At 63.1% G+C, this 17,950-nt stretch carries 18 protein-coding genes; 13 read left to right on the top strand and 5 right to left on the bottom strand.

The window, feature by feature from the left end:
* Positions 1-24: 24 nt before the first annotated feature.
* The gene (locus NKI58_RS19225; RefSeq protein ID WP_023675865.1) at positions 25-666 is read right to left on the bottom strand and encodes a TetR family transcriptional regulator C-terminal domain-containing protein; all 642 of its coding nucleotides are present in this window, start codon (positions 664-666) and stop codon (positions 25-27) included.
* Between the two features lie 243 nt (positions 667-909).
* Here NKI58_RS19225 and aptA point away from each other — a divergent pair, with 243 nt between their 5' ends.
* The 5 genes from aptA to NKI58_RS19200 all read left to right on the top strand — a co-directional run bounded on the left by aptA (position 910) and on the right by NKI58_RS19200 (position 5,933).
* Positions 910-2,238, top strand: coding sequence for an omega-aminotransferase AptA (gene aptA / locus NKI58_RS19220; protein WP_352786659.1), 1,329 nt, complete (start codon positions 910-912; stop codon positions 2,236-2,238).
* Between the two features lie 112 nt (positions 2,239-2,350).
* Positions 2,351-2,797 (top strand): endonuclease domain-containing protein, encoded by a 447-nt coding sequence (locus NKI58_RS19215; RefSeq protein ID WP_023675867.1) that lies wholly within the window; start codon positions 2,351-2,353, stop codon positions 2,795-2,797.
* A 3-nt stretch (positions 2,798-2,800) separates the two neighbouring features.
* Positions 2,801-4,051 carry a Zn-dependent hydrolase gene (locus NKI58_RS19210; RefSeq protein WP_352589382.1) on the top strand — a complete coding sequence of 417 codons (1,251 nt, stop codon included), beginning with the start codon at positions 2,801-2,803 and terminating at the stop codon, positions 4,049-4,051.
* A gap of 59 nt (positions 4,052-4,110) precedes the next feature.
* Positions 4,111-5,562 (top strand): dihydropyrimidinase, encoded by a 1,452-nt coding sequence (hydA, locus tag NKI58_RS19205; RefSeq protein ID WP_352786657.1) that lies wholly within the window; start codon positions 4,111-4,113, stop codon positions 5,560-5,562.
* Between the two features lie 29 nt (positions 5,563-5,591).
* Positions 5,592-5,933, top strand: coding sequence for a hypothetical protein (locus NKI58_RS19200; protein WP_031211553.1), 342 nt, complete (start codon positions 5,592-5,594; stop codon positions 5,931-5,933).
* 35 nt (positions 5,934-5,968) lie between these two features.
* Here NKI58_RS19200 and NKI58_RS19195 read toward each other — a convergent pair whose 3' ends face one another.
* Positions 5,969-6,373 (bottom strand): cupin domain-containing protein, encoded by a 405-nt coding sequence (locus tag NKI58_RS19195; protein WP_023675871.1) that lies wholly within the window; start codon positions 6,371-6,373, stop codon positions 5,969-5,971.
* 176 nt (positions 6,374-6,549) lie between these two features.
* Here NKI58_RS19195 and NKI58_RS19190 point away from each other — a divergent pair, with 176 nt between their 5' ends.
* The 5 genes from NKI58_RS19190 to NKI58_RS19170 all read left to right on the top strand — a co-directional run bounded on the left by NKI58_RS19190 (position 6,550) and on the right by NKI58_RS19170 (position 11,412).
* On the top strand, positions 6,550-7,341 hold the full coding sequence (locus NKI58_RS19190; protein WP_352589388.1) for an ABC transporter ATP-binding protein: 792 nt from the start codon (positions 6,550-6,552) through the stop codon (positions 7,339-7,341).
* Positions 7,342-7,798: 457 nt separating this feature from the next.
* Positions 7,799-8,677 carry an ABC transporter permease gene (locus NKI58_RS19185; protein WP_352637261.1) on the top strand — a complete coding sequence of 293 codons (879 nt, stop codon included), beginning with the start codon at positions 7,799-7,801 and terminating at the stop codon, positions 8,675-8,677.
* Complete coding sequence (locus NKI58_RS19180; protein WP_352786656.1) at positions 8,674-9,810, top strand: ABC transporter permease; 1,137 nt, start codon at positions 8,674-8,676, stop codon at positions 9,808-9,810. Before NKI58_RS19185 ends, NKI58_RS19180 begins: the two co-directional genes overlap by 4 nt.
* 40 nt (positions 9,811-9,850) lie before the next feature.
* Entirely contained in the window at positions 9,851-10,822 is a 972-nt protein-coding gene (locus tag NKI58_RS19175) for an ABC transporter substrate-binding protein (protein ID WP_023675876.1), read from the top strand.
* Positions 10,823-10,968: 146 nt separating this feature from the next.
* Positions 10,969-11,412: a CHRD domain-containing protein gene (locus NKI58_RS19170; protein ID WP_023675877.1), complete on the top strand. Its 444-nt coding sequence runs from the start codon at positions 10,969-10,971 to the stop codon at positions 11,410-11,412.
* 40 nt (positions 11,413-11,452) lie between these two features.
* Here the strand turns inward: NKI58_RS19170 and NKI58_RS19165 are convergent, their stop codons facing one another.
* The 3 genes from NKI58_RS19165 to NKI58_RS19155 all read right to left on the bottom strand — a co-directional run bounded on the left by NKI58_RS19165 (position 11,453) and on the right by NKI58_RS19155 (position 15,288).
* Complete coding sequence (locus NKI58_RS19165; protein WP_352786655.1) at positions 11,453-13,102, bottom strand: thiamine pyrophosphate-binding protein; 1,650 nt, start codon at positions 13,100-13,102, stop codon at positions 11,453-11,455.
* Positions 13,099-14,274, bottom strand: a complete 1,176-nt coding sequence (locus NKI58_RS19160; protein WP_352456205.1) for a CaiB/BaiF CoA transferase family protein — start codon at positions 14,272-14,274, stop codon at positions 13,099-13,101. The genes NKI58_RS19165 and NKI58_RS19160 overlap by 4 nt, the downstream gene beginning before the upstream one ends.
* Before the next feature lie 78 nt (positions 14,275-14,352).
* Positions 14,353-15,288, bottom strand: a complete 936-nt coding sequence (locus NKI58_RS19155; RefSeq protein ID WP_352456204.1) for an alpha/beta fold hydrolase — start codon at positions 15,286-15,288, stop codon at positions 14,353-14,355.
* A gap of 266 nt (positions 15,289-15,554) precedes the next feature.
* On the opposite strand from NKI58_RS19155, the gene NKI58_RS19150 reads away from it, so the two are divergent.
* From NKI58_RS19150 to NKI58_RS19140, 3 genes are all read left to right on the top strand, one after another.
* Positions 15,555-16,340, top strand: a complete 786-nt coding sequence (locus NKI58_RS19150; RefSeq protein ID WP_352786654.1) for an alpha/beta fold hydrolase — start codon at positions 15,555-15,557, stop codon at positions 16,338-16,340.
* On the top strand, positions 16,337-16,786 hold the full coding sequence (locus NKI58_RS19145; RefSeq protein WP_023675882.1) for a MarR family winged helix-turn-helix transcriptional regulator: 450 nt from the start codon (positions 16,337-16,339) through the stop codon (positions 16,784-16,786). Before NKI58_RS19150 ends, NKI58_RS19145 begins: the two co-directional genes overlap by 4 nt.
* A 120-nt stretch (positions 16,787-16,906) precedes the next feature.
* A complete protein-coding gene (locus NKI58_RS19140) occupies positions 16,907-17,920 on the top strand; it encodes a ribonuclease T2 family protein (protein ID WP_352786653.1) in 1,014 nt (337 codons plus the stop codon).
* Positions 17,921-17,950: the final 30 nt, after the last annotated feature.

Genomic DNA, 17,950 nt, shown 5'->3' with positions numbered 1-17,950 from the left:
TTCCACTTTTCGGGATCATGGTCGTCAGCCCTTCGGCTTCAGCCCGTCGATGAACAGTTGCTCGAGAAACCTTGCGGCGTCCTCGAAGCGGCCGTCGCCGCCGCGGTCGGGGCCGAGCACGGCGCGGACCTGGACGTCGAAATCGGCGTAATGCTGCGTTGTCGCCCAGATCGAAAAGATCAGGTGCCAGGGGTCGGTGCGGGCAATCTTGCCGGCGCGCATCCAGCCCTTGATGACGTTGGCTTTCTCGTCGACCAGCGTCTTCAACTCCCCTTCCAGCATCGGCATGATGCGCGGCGCGCCCTGCAGGATCTCATTGGCGAACAGCCGGCTCTCGCGCGGGAAATCGCGCGCCATTTCCAGCTTGCGCCTGATGTAGCTGCGCAGTTCGGTTAGCGGATCGCCGATGTCGTCGAGTTCGCGCAGCGGCGCCAGCCAGGTGTCGAGAAGCCGCTGCATCAGCGTCTCGTGGATGTCCTCCTTACGGCGGAAATAATAGAGCAGGTTCGGCTTCGACATGCCGGCGGCTTCGGCGATCTGGTCGATGGTCGAGCCGCGAAAACCGTTGGTGGAGAAGACTTCTAGCGCCGCCTCCAGGATGAGCTCGCGCTTTTCCAGCTGAATGCGGGTGCGGCGAGGAGGGGAGCTTTCGACCGCCCCCGTCACCCCGCAAAACCTTCGCCGTGAGGAGTGTCTGGACCAATTCTCTGGACCAGTTTTTCCTCGCCCTGTGGAGCGCACTTCGAAAGCCGCATTTCCGCTAGTAATCCCTTGACCGCTGATAAGGCGGTGCTAACGTTTGTCCAACCGGTCAAAAATTTGCGTAGCACGAAAACGTCGCGAAGACCAAGCGTTGGAAAGACCAAGCGTTAGCCGCACCGAAACAGGTTACAAGGGGAAGTCTTGGTCATGTCCAACCGGCTGAAAGTCACGCCGAACGATCTCAGCGCATTCTGGATGCCGTTCACGGCAAACCGGCAGTTCAAGCAGGCGCCGCGCATGATGGTGTCGGCCAAGGACATGCACTACACGACCAGCGACGGGCGCAAGGTGCTCGACGGCACCGCCGGCCTGTGGTGCGTCAATGCCGGCCACTGCCGCCCGAAGATCACCGAGGCGATCCAGAGCCAGGCGGCAGAGCTCGACTACGCACCCGCGTTCCAGATGGGCCATCCGATCGTGTTCGAGCTGGCGAACCGGCTGGTCGACATCGCGCCGAAGGGCATGGACCATGTGTTCTTCACCAATTCCGGCTCGGAATCGGTCGAGACGGCGCTGAAGATGGCAATCGCTTATCACCGCGTAAAAGGCGAGGGCTCGCGCACCCGTCTGATCGGCCGCGAGCGCGGCTATCACGGCGTCAATTTCGGCGGCATCTCCGTCGGCGGCATTGTCACCAACCGCAAGATGTTCGGCACGCTGCTCGGCGGCGTCGATCACCTGCCACACACGCATCTGCCGGAAAAGAACTCTTTCACCAAGGGCGTGCCGGAGCATGGCGCGGAACTGGCGAACGAGCTGGAGCGCATCGTCGCACTGCACGACGCCTCGACCATTGCCGCCGTCATCGTCGAGCCGGTGGCCGGTTCCACCGGCGTCATCCTGCCGCCGAAGGGCTATCTCGAGAGGCTGCGCGAGATCTGCACCAAGCACGGCATCTTGCTGATCTTCGACGAAGTCATCACCGGTTTCGGCCGTCTCGGCACGCCGTTCGCCGCCGACTATTTCGGTGTCACGCCGGATATCATGACCACCGCCAAAGGCGTCTCCAACGGCGTCATCCCGATGGGCGCGGTGTTCGTAAAGAAGGAAATCCACGACGCGTTCATGGCTGGGCCCGAGCACATGATCGAGTTCTTCCACGGCTACACCTATTCGGGCAATCCGATCGCCTGCGCGGCGGCGTTGGGCACGCTCGACACCTACAAGGAAGAGGGGCTGCTGACGCGCGGCGAGGAACTGGCGCCGTACTGGGAGGACGCGCTGCACTCGCTGAAGGGCGAGCCGAACGTCATCGATATCAGAAACATCGGCCTGATCGGCGCGATCGAGCTGGCGCCGATCACCGGCCAGCCGACGAAGCGGGCCTTCTCGGCTTTCGTCAAGGCGTTCGAGCGTGGTGCATTGATCCGCACCACCGGCGACATCATCGCGCTATCGCCGCCGCTGATCATCACCAAAGGTCAGATCAACGAATTGATCGACCATGTGCGCGAAGTGCTGAGGGCCGTGGATTGACGAATTTGCCGCAGCTTTCCCTCCCCCTCGAGGGGAGGGTGGCCGCGAAGCGGCCGGGTGGGGTCGGTGCGGCAGTGCGCCAGCCTGACCTTCGGCCGCATAGGTGCCTATGATGCCCCGGACCCGCGTGAGCTTCGAAATGCGCCAAAAGGCGCGCGCGCTTCGAGTTCATGCGACCAAAGGCGAATCCCTGCTGTGGTATGAACTGCGCGAATTGAAATCGGCCGGCATCAAGTTCCGCCGCCAGTGTCCGATCGGGCCTTATATCGTCGACTTTGCTTGCCTTGCGGTAAAGCTGGTCGTTGAAGTCGACGGTGATCTGCACGAACAGGAGAAGGGCAAACGGCACGACGCCGTCCGTGATGCCTATCTGCGATCGCTCGGGTTCGATATCTTTCGCGTCGATGAGCCCGATGTCATAAACAGCGCCTGGCATGTCGCACAGGTGGTCAAGGAGAAGGTCGCGCGCATGTCAGCCGACCCCACCCGACCGCTTCGCGGCCACCCTCCCCTCGAGGGGGAGGGGGACGCTGGCGTGCCACAACCAATGAGGTTTTAGAATATGGCCGCCCCCGGCGAGAATTTGCGAATCAATTCAGACCGTTTGTGGGATTCGATAATGGAGATGGCGAAGATCGGCCCCGGCATTGCCGGCGGCAACAATCGCCAGACCGTTACCGACGAGGACGGCGAAGGGCGGCATCTGTTCAAGCGCTGGTGCGATGAGGCGGGGCTCGAAATGGGCGTCGACGAGATGGGTACGATGTTTGCCCGTCGCGAAGGCACCGACCCCAGCCTGCCGCCGGTCTATGTCGGCAGCCATCTCGACACCCAGCCGACCGGCGGCAAGTATGACGGCGTGCTCGGCGTGCTCGGCGGCCTGGAGGTCGTGCGCTCGCTCAACGATCTCGGCATCAAGACCAAGCACCCGATCGTCGTCACCAACTGGACCAACGAGGAAGGCGCCCGCTTTGCGCCGGCGATGATGGCGTCCGGGGTATTCGCCGGCGTGCTCGACCAGGCCGACGTTTATTCGCATGTCGACAAGGACGGCAAGAAATTCGGCGAGGAGCTCGAACGGATCGGCTGGAAGGGCACCGAGAAAGTCGGCGAGCGCAAGATCCACGCTTTCTTCGAATTGCACATCGAGCAGGGCCCGATCCTTGAGGACGAGGGCATCGATATCGGTGTCGTCACCCACGGGCAAGGGTTGAAATGGCTGCAGGTGACGCTGACCGGCAAGGAGGCGCACACCGGCTCGACGCCGATGCCGAAGCGGCGCAATGCCGGGCTCGGCATGGCGCGGGTGATCGAACTGGTGCACGAGATCGCCATGGACTATCAGCCCGACGCCGTCGGCGCGGTCGGCCATATGGAGGTCTATCCGAACTCGCGCAACATCATCGCCGGGCGCACCGTCTTCACCATCGACATCCGCTCGCCGGAAAAGGAGGTGCTGGACGCCATGGACGGGCGCATCCGCGAAGGCATCGACACGATCTGCGACGCGCTCGACATCAAATATCAAATCGAGCAGGTCGGCCATTTCGACCCGGTCACTTTCGACGCGGGCTGCGTCAAGGCTGTGCGGGATGCGGCGGAGCGCCTGGGATATACGCATCGCAACATCGTCTCCGGCGCCGGCCATGACGCCTGCTGGATCAACCGCGTCGCACCCACCGCAATGGTGATGTGCCCCTGCGTCGACGGTCTCAGCCACAACGAGGCCGAGGAAATCACCAAGGAATGGGCAGCGGCCGGCGCCGACGTGCTGTTCCATGCGGTCGTCGACACGGCGGTGATTGTCGAATGATGGGATAGCCTCGCAACGCCGCTCACAAGAAGCGCGAAGAGAACAAAGGGAACATGAAAATGTCCAAAGTCATCAAGAATGGCACCATCGTCACCGCCGACCGCACGTGGAAGGCCGACGTGCTGTTCAAGCACGGCAAGATCATCGGCATCGGCTCGGATTTGCATGGCGACCATGAGTTCGACGCCAGCGGCTGCTATGTGATGCCGGGCGGCATCGACCCGCATACCCATCTCGAAATGCCGTTCATGGGCACCTATTCGGCCGACGACTTTGAATCCGGTACCCGCGCGGCCCTTGCCGGCGGCACGACGATGGTCGTCGATTTCTGTCTGCCGGCGCCGCAGCAGTCGCTGCTCGAGGCCCTGCAGATGTGGGACAACAAGACCTCGAAAGCGTCCTGCGACTATTCCTTCCACATGGCGATCACCTGGTGGGGCAAGCAGGTGTTCGACGAGATGGCCACCGTCGTCGACAGGGGCATTACCTCGTTCAAGCATTTCATGGCCTACAAGGGCGCGCTGATGGTCGATGACGACGAGCTCTATTCGTCGTTCCAGCGCTGTGCCGATCTTGGCGCGCTGCCGCTGGTCCATGCCGAGAATGGCGACGTGGTGGCGGCGCTGTCGCAGAAGCTGCTTGCGGCGGGAAATAGTGGTCCGGAGGGACACGCCTATTCGCGCCCGCCGGAAGTGGAAGGCGAGGCGACCAACCGCGCCATCATGATCGCCGACATGGCCGGCGTGCCGCTCTATGTCGTGCATGTCTCCTGCGAGCAGGCGCACGAAGCCATCCGCCGGGCGCGCCAGAAAGGCATGCGGGTATTCGGCGAGCCGCTGATCCAGCACCTGACGCTGGACGAGAGCGAATATTTCAACAAGGACTGGGACCACGCGGCGCGCCGGGTGATGAGCCCGCCCTTCCGCAACAAACTGCACCAGGATTCGCTGTGGGCCGGCCTGCAGGCCGGGTCGCTGCAAGTGGTGGCGACCGACCATTGTGCCTTCACCACCAAACAAAAGCGCAACGGCGTCGGCGACTTCACCAAGATCCCGAACGGCACGGGCGGGCTCGAGGATCGTTTGCCGGTGCTGTGGACGACCGGCGTTAAGACCGGCCGGCTGACGATGAACGAGTTCGTCGCGGTGACCTCGACCAACATCGCCAAGATCCTTAACATGTACCCGAAGAAGGGCGCCATCGTCGAAGGCGCGGACGCCGACATCATCGTCTGGGACCCGAAGCGCAAGAAGAAGATCACGGCCAAGAAGCAGCAGTCGGTGATCGACTACAATGTCTTCGAAGGTTTTGAGGTAACCGGCCTGCCGCGCTTCGTCTTCTCGCGCGGCGAACTGTCGATCGAGGGAAACGAGGTCAAGGCGAAGCCCGGCCATGGCGAGTTCGTCGCTCGCGAGCCGAACGCGGCGGTCAACCGGGCGCTGTCGACGTGGAAGGAAATTTCCGCGCCGCGCAAGGTGGAACGGACGGGCATCCCGGCGACGGGCGTTTGAGCTTGGCGAGCCACGGAGCGATTATCTCAATGGCCGCGGTGATCCTTGCCGCCGGGCCGGCGGCGGCTGACGTCCTTGCCGGCTCCTTTGGCAATGAGGTCGGTTGCGCTGGTGTACGGCTCGGTTATCAGGACAGCGACGATTATGTCGTGCTGACCGCCGACGGCGTCGAAACCTATGGCAGCGGCTGCCAGTTCGCACAGCGACTGACGACAGCGCCTGGCACCTTGTTGTTGAGCTCCACCTGTTTCGCCGAGGGCGAGGAGGGCACGACCACGGATGTCGTCAAGGTCATCAACAGAGGAGGGGACGGTTTCTTCGTGACCATTCCCGGCCTTGAGGAGATAGGGCCGCTGAAATCATGTTCGTGACGGTGCCGATGACGACCGCTGCCTCGATGCCGGCGTCAGGCGACCAACCCGTCCAGTTCCGGCAGCAGGACGACGCTTTCCTGTTCGTTGGGATCGGTTCGGGCAATGACCGCCGAGGCGGGGCCGTCGCTCAGATTGGCCGGCAGATGCGGCACGCCGGGGGGAATATAGAAAAGATCGCCGGCCTTGACCACGATATGCTGTTCGAGCCGGTCGCCATACCAGGTATGGACTTCGCCGGAGAGCACATAGATCGCGGTTTCATGGTTTTCGTGCATATGCGCCTTGGCGCGGGCACCCGGCGGCATGGTCAGCAGATGCATGCAGATGCCGGACGAGCCGACTGTTTCGGCGGCGATACCGGCGAAATAACTCAGGCCCTGCTTGCCTTCATAAGAGCTTTCAGGGCGGATAAGATGGCAAGTCGGTTTGGGCGACATCGGGGCAACTCCGGGCGTCTATCTGATGGGACAAGGGCGCGTAGAACTGGGGCGAGTAAAACTGGGGCGAGTAGAACTGGGGCGAGTAGGACTGGGCGAGTGGAAAGCAACATCAGGGTAAAATCAATGGGATTCCGGCCGGCGCCGCAGTGGCCGGAAGCGACAGGCTACGGCCGATGACGGGAGTATCGCCAGCCGTTGTTTCGGCAAGCAAGCTTGGCCTGACCTTCCAGACCAATGATGGTCCGGTGCAGGCGCTGTCGAATGTCGACCTGACCATCGGCAAGGGGGAATTCGTGTCCTTCATCGGGCCCTCCGGCTGCGGCAAGACGACCTTGCTGCGCGTCATCGCCGATCTGGAGAAGCCGACATCGGGAGCCATCTCCGTCAACGGCATGACGCCCGAGCAGGCGCGCCAGAGCCGCGCCTATGGCTATGTCTTCCAGGCGGCCGCACTTTATCCGTGGCGCACGATCAAGCGCAATGTGGCACTGCCGCTGGAGATCATGGGCCTGTCCAGGGCGGAGCAGGCGGCGCGCATCAAGCGCACTCTCGACCTTGTCAACCTCAGCGGCTTCGAGAAGAAATACCCCTGGCAGCTTTCGGGCGGCATGCAGCAGCGCGCCTCGATCGCGCGGGCGCTCGCCTTCGATGCCGACCTTTTGTTGATGGACGAGCCGTTCGGCGCGCTGGACGAGATCGTGCGCGATCACCTCAACGAACAGTTGCTGGAGCTTTGGGAGCGGACCAACAAGACTATCTGCTTCGTCACCCATTCGATCCCTGAGGCGGTCTATCTGTCGACGCGCATCGTCGTCATGTCGCCGCGCCCGGGGCGTGTCAGCGACGTCATAGAATCGACGCTGCCGAAAAAGCGGCCGCTCGATATCCGCGAGACGCCGGAGTTCCTGGCCATCGCGGCACGCGTGCGGGACGGGCTGAGGGCAGGGCACAGCTATGATGATTGAGGGCGCGCGCGACGGGCTTGCGCGTTCGACGCAGGAGGTGCATCGCCCTCGCGAGGGACGCGCTAACCGTGCTTTCGTCATCCTAGGGCGGAGCCGCCGCGAAGCGGCGTGCGCAGACCCTAGGATCCATGCCGTGATGTCGGGCGAAACGCGCAAGCGGTCGAGAATAAGCGTTACGCAGAGCGGTGCGGAGGGAGCCATTTTCAGCACCGTTGCGGAGCGGGGAGATAATGGCATGGATCCTAGGGTCTGCGCCGCGTCGCTTCGCTCCTTGCTTCGCCCTAGGATGACGAAAGCGTGGTTGGGCGCTCCCTTTACTCACGCCGCTTCGCGGCTGCTCCGCCCTAGGATGACGAAAGAAACGATTGCCGTAGCAAAAGTACCTGGCCTCCGCTTCGCTCCAGCCACCCTCTCCCCGTTGGGGAGAGGAGGGCGCTTACCCGGCGAGGCCTGCTAGATGGACTCGTTTCGCGACAAGATCGTTCCGGTGACCTCGATCCTCCTGGGCGTCGTCGTCGTCTGGTACGTCATGGCTGTCATCCTCAACGCGCCGTTCCAGCGCGATCTCGACCGCCGCGCCAATCAGACGCCGGGTATTGTGGAATTCATCGGCAAGACGCTGGTACAGCCGAAGCCGACGCTGCCGGCGCCGCATCAGGTGGCGGTGAATTTTTTCGAAAACACCTTTCTGCGCAGCATCACCTCGAACCGCAGCCTTGTCTACAATGCCTGGGTGACGCTGTCGTCGACGCTGCTCGGCTTTGCTTTCGGCACGGCGCTCGGCATCGTCATCGCCGTCGGCATCGTGCATGTGGCGACGCTCGACCGCAGCCTGATGCCGTGGATCATCGCCTCGCAGACCATTCCGATCCTGGCGGTGGCGCCGATGATCATCGTCGTGCTGGCGGCGGTCGGCATCACCGGGCTTATCCCGAAGGCGCTGATCTCGACCTATCTGTCGTTCTTCCCGGTGGCGGTCGGCATGGTGAAGGGACTGCGCTCGCCCGAGCTCACCCATCTCGACCTGATGCACACCTATAATGCCAGTGCCTCGCAGGCCTTCTGGAAATTGCGTGTGCCGGCTTCGGTGCCGTTCCTGTTCACCTCGATGAAGGTGGCGGTGGCCGCCAGCCTGGTCGGCGCGATCGTCGGCGAGTTGCCGACCGGCGCCGTCGCCGGCATCGGCGCCAAATTGCTCGCCGGCGCCTACTACAGCCAGACCATCGACATCTGGTCGGCTCTGGTTGCCGGGTCGGTGGTCGCGGCGCTGCTGGTGATGGTCGTCGGCATCGCCGGGCGCCTCGTCGACCGCGCCATGGGCGGGAGGCCGGCATGAGCTCCATCCTGAGCCTTTCCTCAATCACGCCTCGATCCTGGCAGGGGTATGCCGCGCTTGTCCTGCTTGTCGGCGCGCTGCTTCTTTGGCCGCTCGTCAGTGCTACGCCCGGTTACGGCATGGCGACTACGGTTTTGATTTTCATTTTGCTGCTCGTGGCAATCGAGGCCGACAACTTTCCACCGATGATCGGGGTGGTGTTGCTGTTCCTTGGCGCGCATGGCGCAGCGTGGATGCTGCTCGCCGGCATAACCGACAATGAGGGCAGCGCTCGCGCATCCTTCTATCTGCTGCTCGTCGCGGCGTGGTTTCTGGCCTGGCGCTGCGTAACGGTCCTGTCGTCGTTTCGCCCGACATCGCGCTGGGCGTCAACCGCCCTGCGCCTGATCATTCCGGCCATCTTCGGCGCCTGGATCCTGATCATCTGGGAGGCGGTGACGCGTGGTGCCGGCATTCCCTTCATCCTGTTGCCGCCGCCAAGCGCCGTCGGTGCACGCATCGTCGGGTCGCTGCCGGTGCTGGGGGCCGATGTCAGGCAGACCATCTTCAAGGCGGTTATCTTCGGCTATGTGGTGGGGAGCAGCGCCGGCTTCCTCGTTGCCATCGCCGCCGACCGCGTGCCGTTCCTGCGGCGCGGGCTTTTGCCGATCGGCAATATGGTGTCGGCGCTGCCGATCATCGGCGTCGCGCCGATCATGGTCATGTGGTTCGGCTTCGACTGGCAGTCGAAGGCAGCGGTGGTCATCATCATGACCTTCTTCCCGATGCTGGTGAACACCGTTGCCGGGCTTGCCGCCTCCGGCCATATGGAGCGCGACCTGATGCGCACCTATGCCTCGAGCTACTGGCAGACGCTGTTCAAGCTGCGGCTGCCGGCGGCGGCACCCTTCATCTTCAATGCGTTGAAGATCAATTCGACGCTGGCGCTGATCGGCGCCATCGTCGCCGAGTTCTTCGGCACGCCGGTGGTCGGCATGGGATTCCGCATTTCGACGGAAGTCGGGCGGATGAACATCGACATGGTGTGGGCGGAAATCGCAGTTGCAGCACTTGCGGGTTCGGTCTTTTATGGCGTGGTCGCTCTTTTCGAGAGAGCAGTCACGTTTTGGCATCCCTCTGTCCGTGGTGGATAGGGGCGGTGGGTTTAGGGCGCTAACTTCAGAGGGTAAAAACATGAAAAGACTTGTTGTTTCGATGCTGGCCGGCGCGATGTCGCTTGCCGCGTTCCAGGCGATGGCCGCGGACAAGGTGACGCTGCAGCTGAAATGGGTCACCCAGGCACAGTTCGCCGGCTATTATGTCGCCAAGGCCAAGGGCTTCTATGACGCCGAGGGCCTCGACGTCGATATCAAGCCCGGCGGACCGGACATTGCACCGGAGCAGGTTATTGCCGGCGGCGGCGCCGACGTCATCGTCGACTGGATGGGCGGTGCGCTGGCTGCGCGCGAGAAGGGCGTGCCGCTGGTCAACATCGCCCAGCCGTTCAAGAAGGCCGGCATGGAGCTGGTCTGCCCGAAGGACGGTCCGATCAAGACGGAAGCCGACTTCAAGGGCCACACGCTCGGCGTCTGGTTCTTCGGCAACGAGTATCCGTTCTATGCCTGGATGAACAAGCTTGGCCTCAAGACCGATGGCGGGCCGGACGGCGTCACCGTGCTCAAGCAGAGCTTTGACGTGCAGCCGCTGATCCAGAAGCAGGCGGATTGCATTTCGGTCATGACCTATAACGAGTACTGGCAGCTCATCGACGCCGGCTACAAGCCGGAAGAGCTGACCGTCTTCAACTATTCCGCCATGGGCAATGATCTGCTCGAAGACGGGCTCTATGCCCTGGAGGACAAGCTCAAGGATCCGGCCTTCGAGGATAAGATGGTGCGTTTCGTGCGCGCTTCGATGAAGGGTTGGAAATACGCCGTCGACAATTCCGACGAAGCGGCCGGCATCGTCATGGACAATGGCGGCCAGGACGAGAATCACCAGAAGCGCATGATGGGCGAAGTCGCCAAGCTGATCGACAATGCCGATGGCAAGCTCGATCCGGCGACCTACGAGCGCACCGCCAAGGCGCTGCTCGACCAGAAGATCATCAGCAAGGAGCCTACCGGCGCCTACACGACGGCGATCACCGACAAGGCCATCAAATAGGGCTGTCAAACTGGCTTGTAGCGGAAAAGGGGCGGGCGACCGCCCCTTTTTAGTGGGAGGTAAAATGAACGTTACCGGCGGAAACATCCGCTCGCAAAATCGTTGTGCCGGTGCACCCGCCCAAGGGTGTCACAACGGAGGTTTCCATGCGCATCCAGTCCTTCACGCCGATGCTTTCGGCGCTGGCCATTTCTGCAGCCATCTTCTCTGCTTCACCGGCCTTGGCCGAAACCATAAAGATGACGGCGACGCTCGATGGTGCTCAGCAGAACCCGCCCGTCACCGCGAAGGGCAAGGGCACCGCCACGCTCAGGTTCAACACCGCCACCAAGAAACTCAGCTGGACCGTGAGATATTCCGGCCTCAGCGGGCCGGCGAAGGCCGCACACATTCACGGCCCAGCGGAAAAGGGTCAAAACGCCGATCCAGTGGTGCCGTTCGAAGGCAAGCTGAAGAGCCCGATCAAGGGTTCGGCGACATTGACTGATGCCCAGGCCACCGATCTTGAGGCTGGCAAATATTACGTCAACATCCACACCGCGGCCCACGCGGACGGCGAGATCCGCGGCCAGATCGAGAAGGCCAAATAGGCAGATCACGACGACAAAACAGGGCAATCATCCTGTTTTGTCAGGCCTTGTCGCGAATCTGGGTCATCGTGCGGGTCGGCGTGATGGCTTCAGGGTCGAGCCTGATCTCTACGATCGACGGCTTGCCGCTGGCCCGCGCTCGCTCGAAGGCCGCGGCGAAGTCGGCGGTCTTTTCCACCGTCTCGCCATGGCCGCCATAGGCACGGGCCAAAGCAGCAAAGTCGGGATTCTTCAAGTCCGTGGCGACGACACGGCCGGGATATTCGCGCTCCTGATGCATGCGGATGGTGCCGTAGATGCCATTGTTGACGACGATGACGATGATCGGCAGCCCGTATTGCACGGCGGTGGCGAATTCCTGGCCGTTCATCAGGAAACAGCCGTCGCCGGCGAAGGCGATCACGTCGCGGTCGGGGAAAAGCTGCTTGGCGGCGACCGCCGCCGGCGTGCCGTAGCCCATCGAGCCGGATGTGGGTGCTGCCTGCGTGCCGAAACGCCGGAAGCGATGGTAGCGATGCACCCAGGTGGCGTAGTTGCCGGCGCCGTTGGTGAGGATGGCGTCGTCCGGCAGCATCGTTTCGAGATAATTCATGATCGGCCCCATCTGGACGGCGCCGGGGCCGCTCTCCGGAGGCGTCGACCAGTCGAGATAGGCGGCGTGCAGCTTCGCTGCCTCAGCCGCCCACACCGGCGTTGCGGCCGGCTTGCGTCTGGCAAAGGCTTCGACGAAAGCGGCAGGCGAGGCATTGATCGCCAGCGCCGGCCGGTAGACGCGGCCGAGTTCGCCGGCGTCGGCATGGATATGGACCAGCGTCTGGTCGGGGTAGGGACTCTTCAGCAGCGTGTAGTCGGATGACGGCATCTCGCCCATGCGGCCGCCGATCAGCAGCACAAGGTCGGCCTGCTTGATGGCGGTTGCTACCTTGGGATTGATGCCGATGCCGACATCGCCGGCATAGTTCGGGTGGAGATGGTCGAACAGCATCTGGCGGCGGAAGGAGCAGCCGACCGGCAGCGACCAGGCTTCGGCTATCGTCCGCATCCGTGCAACGGCCTCCGCGTCCCAGCGCGTACCGCCGAGGATGACGAAGGGCCGCTTTGCCTTGTTGAGCAACACTTCCAGTGCGTCGAGCTCGACTTCGCCAGGCCGCGTCTCGACAGGGGTATAATGCCGGGCGTCCGGTGCCTCGGCGAGGCTGGTCAGCATGTCCTCGGGCAGCGAGATGACGACCGGGCCCGGGCGACCGGACGTCGCCACCGCAAAGGCGCGTGTGACGAATTCGGGTATGCGTGCGGCGTCGTCGATCTCGACCACCCATTTGGCGATATCGCCGAAGAACCTGACGTAGTCGACCTCCTGGAAGGCCTCGCGCCCCTTGGCGTGGCTGGCGACCTGGCCGATGAACAGGATGAGGGGGACTGAATCCTGCATCGCGATGTGGATGCCGGCCGAGGCATTGGTGGCGCCTGGGCCGCGGGTGACGAAGCAGATGCCGGGCCTGCCGGTCAGGCGGCCATGGCAGTCGGCCATCATTGCGGCACCGCCCTCCTGGCGGCAGACGGTGGTGCGGATCGGCGAATCATGCAGCGCATCGAGCACCGCCAGATAGGATTCGCCGGGTACGCAATAGATACGGTCCGTTCCGTTGGCTTCGAGCGCATCGACGATGAGTTGTCCGCCGGTCTTCATTTTCCTGACCTCTCCAGTTCGGCAAGGATTTCTTGGGTGTGTTCGCCGAGACGCGGCGACGGGCGCTCATAGACCAGCGGCGTGCCGGACATGACCATCGGCGCCCGCACCGAGGGCAAGAGATTGCCATGGCCGTCATCGAGGTCGAGCCGCATGCCGCGCGCTATGGTCTGCGGGTCGGCAAACATCTGGCCGATGTCGTTGATCGGGCTGGCCGGCACTCCGGCAGTCTCAAGTCTGGCCAGCAACGGGTCGCGATCGAAGGCTTTCAGCGCCTCGATCATATGCTCGCGCAGCTTTGCCCGGTTGGCGACGCGGGCGGGATTGGTGGCGAAGTCAGGGTTCGACGCCAGCTCGTCGAGGCCGACGGCAGCGCAGAACTTTGCGAACTGGCCGTCATTGCCGACCGCCAGGATGATGTGGCCATTTTTCACCGGCACCACTTCGTAGGGCGCGATGTTCATATGCGCATTGCCCATCTGCACCGGCGACTGTCCGGAGACGAGATAGTTGAGGTTCTGGTTGCCGAGCGTCGAGATCTGGGTGTCGTAGAGCGCCATGTCGATATGCTGGCCTTCGCCGGTCTTCTCGGCATGGCGAAGCGCCGCCTGGATGGCGATGACCGAATAAAGCCCGGTGAAAACATCCGATATAGCGACGCCCGCCTTTTGCGGTTCGCGGCCGGCTTCGCCGGTGATCGACATCATGCCGGCCATGCCCTGGATGATGAAATCATAGCCGGCACGCGGCGCATACGGTCCCGACTGGCCAAAACCGGTGATCGAGCAATAGATCAGCCGCGAGTTGATTTTCCTCAGGCTGTCATAGTCGAGGCCGTATTTCTTCAGTCCGCCGACTTTGAAGTTTTCGATCAGCACGTCCGATGTCGCGACCAGCCGGCGCACCGTCTCGGCACCCTCGGGCGTCGAGAAGTCGATGGCGATGGAGCGCTTGCCGCGGTTGCAGGAATGGTAATAAGCGGCCGAAAGGTTCTCGCCGTCATGGCCGATGACGAAGGGCGGTCCCCATTTGCGGGTGTCGTCGCCGCCGTCCGGGCTCTCGACCTTGATCACGTCGGCGCCGAGGTCGGCAAGCAGCTGTCCGGCCCATGGCCCGGCGAGGATGCGTGCGAGTTCGATGACGCGGATGCCTTTGAGCGGAGGCTCAGTCATGGATCACCGTGGTTGATCGAAAGCGCAGCCTCTATCAATCCCGCGCGCCGCTGTCACGGCCCTTGCAATGGGCCAGTATCACTGTGCCCTCAGCACACGGTCGGCCCAGGCGGCAAAATCCTCCATGATGATGTCTCGGTTGATCTCGTTCAGGCTTTCGTGGCGGGTTTTGGCGTAAACCTTTGAAACGAGATTCGAAAAACCCATCATGTGCATCCGGCCGGCAAGATGGCTGACCGCCTTGCCGCCGTCCGAGGCCGGATCTTGCTCGCCTCCGACCAGATTGACGAACAGGTCGCGCCGCACGCCGGAAAAATTGCGGTCGCTGCCGCAATGCAGCGTCATCATGACGATGTCCTGCCACATCGACACCGATGCGTCCCAGCCGCAAAGCGGGTCGGCGATGTATTTCTCGACTTCAACGGCATCGCGCGACAGCCAGTCGAACGGCGTCCGGTGATTGGGCACCGCCTTGCCCCAGGCCCGGAACGTCAGGCGGGGCAGCATGCGCGACGGCACGTCCGAGCCAAGCCGGAACTTTTCCCAACCAAGCATGGCCAGCGCGATTTGGCCGAGCAGTCCGGCCGAGAAATTGCCGTTCCAGATCGCGGCGGCATGGATGCGCGCCGAGTGGCGGAGGACAAAGTTCAGCGAGACCGACGCGCCCAAGGAGTGACCGAAGACGATGACCGGCAGGCCCGGCTGTTCCCTGGCGATGAGATCATGGACGGCGGCGACATCGGCGATGACCTTGGCACCGCCATCCGCATCGGCGAACCTGCCAGGTGGCGCGTCGGGCGCCTTGGTGGCGCCGTGGCCACGGTGGTCGTGCGCGTAGACCTGGTAGCCGCGCTCGCCAAGGAAATCGGCGAAACGGGCATAGCGCGCCGCGTGCTCGGCCAACCCGTGATTGACCTGGACAATGGCGCGCGGTTGGCCGCTTGCGTGTTTCACATAAAGGTTGAGCTCGGCGCCGGTCGGCGATGCCAGCATCCTCTGCTTGTCAAATGGCATGTCTCGCTCCCGTCGGCGACTGTTGGGCGACGCAGCGATCGACGTCAAGGGGCGTAGGGTACCCATTCGACGGTAGTTGACAGCATGCTGTCAATATGACTACATGACAGCATACTGTCAAATGGTCAGCGGCAGATTGGGGGTATGACTATGAAAACCACCGGGGCCATTTCGCGGCGTGCAATCTGCTGGCGGGCTTCGCCTTCACGACGGCCACCCTGTTGTCAGGGATTGCTGCGTTCAGTCAGGAAACCAGGGAGATGACCATGATGACGTCCACTGTTCCAGGCCCGCAAGGCCAGCTTGCCACTTATAGGATCAACGCCGGCAATGGCCTGCCGATCATGTTCCTGCATGGAGATTGCAGCCGCGCTTCCCACTGGGACCGGGTGATGCAGCTCTCCGTCGAAGGCCGCGAGGCGGTAGCCTTCGATTTTCGCGGTCATGGCGCCTCCGCGCCGGCGCAGGACGGTGACTATGGTTATGACGGTCGTGCAATGGATGTCGGTGCCGTGGCCGACGCGTTTGGCCTGAAGCGGTTTCTCATTGTCGCGCACAGCGGCGGCGGTGGCGTGGCGCTCGCTTATGCCGCCAGCCATGCCGACCGGGTCGCCGGTGTCTTGCTCGTCGACCCGGCGACCGATCCTCGTGCGCTGCCGCAGGCGATTCGTGACGGCTTTGTCCGCGATCTGGCCGGTCCGCAAGGCCGTGATGTCCTGAACGCCTATTACACGTCGATTGCCGGTCCTAACGCGGCTGTTTGCCAGCGTGTTCTGGCCGATGCGGCAGTGGTCGATCCGGCGGCGAGGGCAGGTGTCGGCAAGGCACTGGCCGAATGGAACCCGGAGCCGGCACTCGATGCGTATCGCGGGCCTATGTTCGTATTGGCTACCGAGGCCAGTGACACTCCAGCCGCGCTCTACCGGCTGCGCACGGACATTCCGCGCCAGATCGTGGCGGGCGGCGGCCATTGGGTGATGCTTGACAAGCCCGTGGTCGTAGCCGAAGCCGTTAATAATTTCGTCGCGACCATCGAGGCCGGCCAGAAATGACGACCAGGACCGAAGCGGCAAATGTGCTCACCGAACTGGTGCTTGCCGTGTTCAGGATGAACGGCAGTTTTCTGGATGCGGCCGACCGGCTGGCCGCTCCAACCGGGCTGACGGCAGCGCGCTGGCAGGTTTTGGGTGCAGTTTTGAAGGAGCCGAAATCTGTGGCCGACATCGCCCGCGACATGGGTCTCGCCCGTCAGAGTGTACAGCGGCTGGCCGACATACTGGCTGCGGAGGGGCTTGCCGCCTACGCCGACAATCCGGCGCATCGCCGCGCCAAGCTGTTGTCGATAACCGATGCCGGCCGGGCAGCGGTCAAGAATATCGGCACACGCCAGCATGTTTGGGCGAACCGCGTTTCGGAGGGTATGGACGCCGACGCGCTGAAAGCCTCGCTTGATCTGCTGCGCACCCTGACGGAACGGGTGGAGGCGGGCGGATCCTGATCGACCACGCGGGAGCCGTCTCAATGCGCTGGCGATTGTTTTTACGGCCGGCGAAAGAAATCGTAATTCTGACATGTCGCAAGTTTCTAGCTTGCGGCGTGAATCACGAGGAGTGCCGGAATGCGGATTTGGGCGATATGGGGGGCGGTGTTTCTTGCGTTTGCTGGCGCAAGCGCGGCGCGGGCCGATGTGAAGATGACCGGCTCTTTCGTCGCCGATGCCGCCTGTCCGGCAACGCAGACGATCAAAAGCGGCAAGAATCCCGGCAATGTCTCGACCGCAGCTGGTCAGAGTTATGATCTGCTGGCCGGCAACAAGGACGCGCCCACGCACTATCTCATTCGCGTGCCGGGCGCCGATCCGGAGCGCCGCTGGGTCAAGATCAGCTGCGGTCGTGTTTCGGGCGGCAGCGCGTCGACGATGCCGGCTGCACCGGCGCCTGCCGAGCCGAACAAGCCATCGGCGTCCGGAAAGCCGGAATATGTCTTCGCGCTGAGCTGGCAGCCGGCTTTCAGCGAGACCAAATCCAGCAAGGCCGAATGCCGTGCGCAGACCGCCGCCGGTTTCGATGCGACCCACTTCACCTTGCATGGGTTGTGGCCGCAGCCGAACGGAAATTTGTATTGCCAGGTCGCCGCAAGCGACAAGGCGAACGACGATCCGGCGCACTGGCGAGACTTGCCGCCGGTCACCCTTGACCCGAAAACGCGAGCGGAACTCGACCAGGTGATGCCGGGCACCGCATCCGCCCTCGAAAGGCATGAATGGATCAAGCACGGCACCTGCTACGGCAAGAGCCAGCAGGAGTATTTCGCCGACGCGTTGAACCTGATGCACGCGGTGAACGCTTCGCCGGTGCGCGATCTCTTCACCAAGAGCGTCGGCAAGCAGCTCACGTCCGATCAGATCCGCAGCACCTTCGACAGTGCCTTCGGCAAAGGCGCGGGCGACCGGGTCCGCGTGTCCTGCGTGGTCGATCCTTCGAACGGCAGGCGGCTGATCGGCGAACTGACGCTCGGCCTGACCGGCCCGATCGCTTCGAACGCTTCGCTCGGTGCCCTGCTGCTTGCCTCGGCGCCGACAGCCAAGGCTGGCTGCCCGAAGGGCGCGGTCGATGCCGTCGGGTTCCAGTAAACAGGCCGTACGCGATGCACCGGGGATGGT

The sequence above is a fragment of the Mesorhizobium sp. M0522 genome, from assembly GCF_040321085.1.
Taxonomy (GTDB): Bacteria; Pseudomonadota; Alphaproteobacteria; order Rhizobiales; family Rhizobiaceae; genus Mesorhizobium.
The sequence above is the reverse complement of the archived record's forward strand: the minus strand, read 5'-3'. Positions and strand labels throughout refer to the sequence as shown.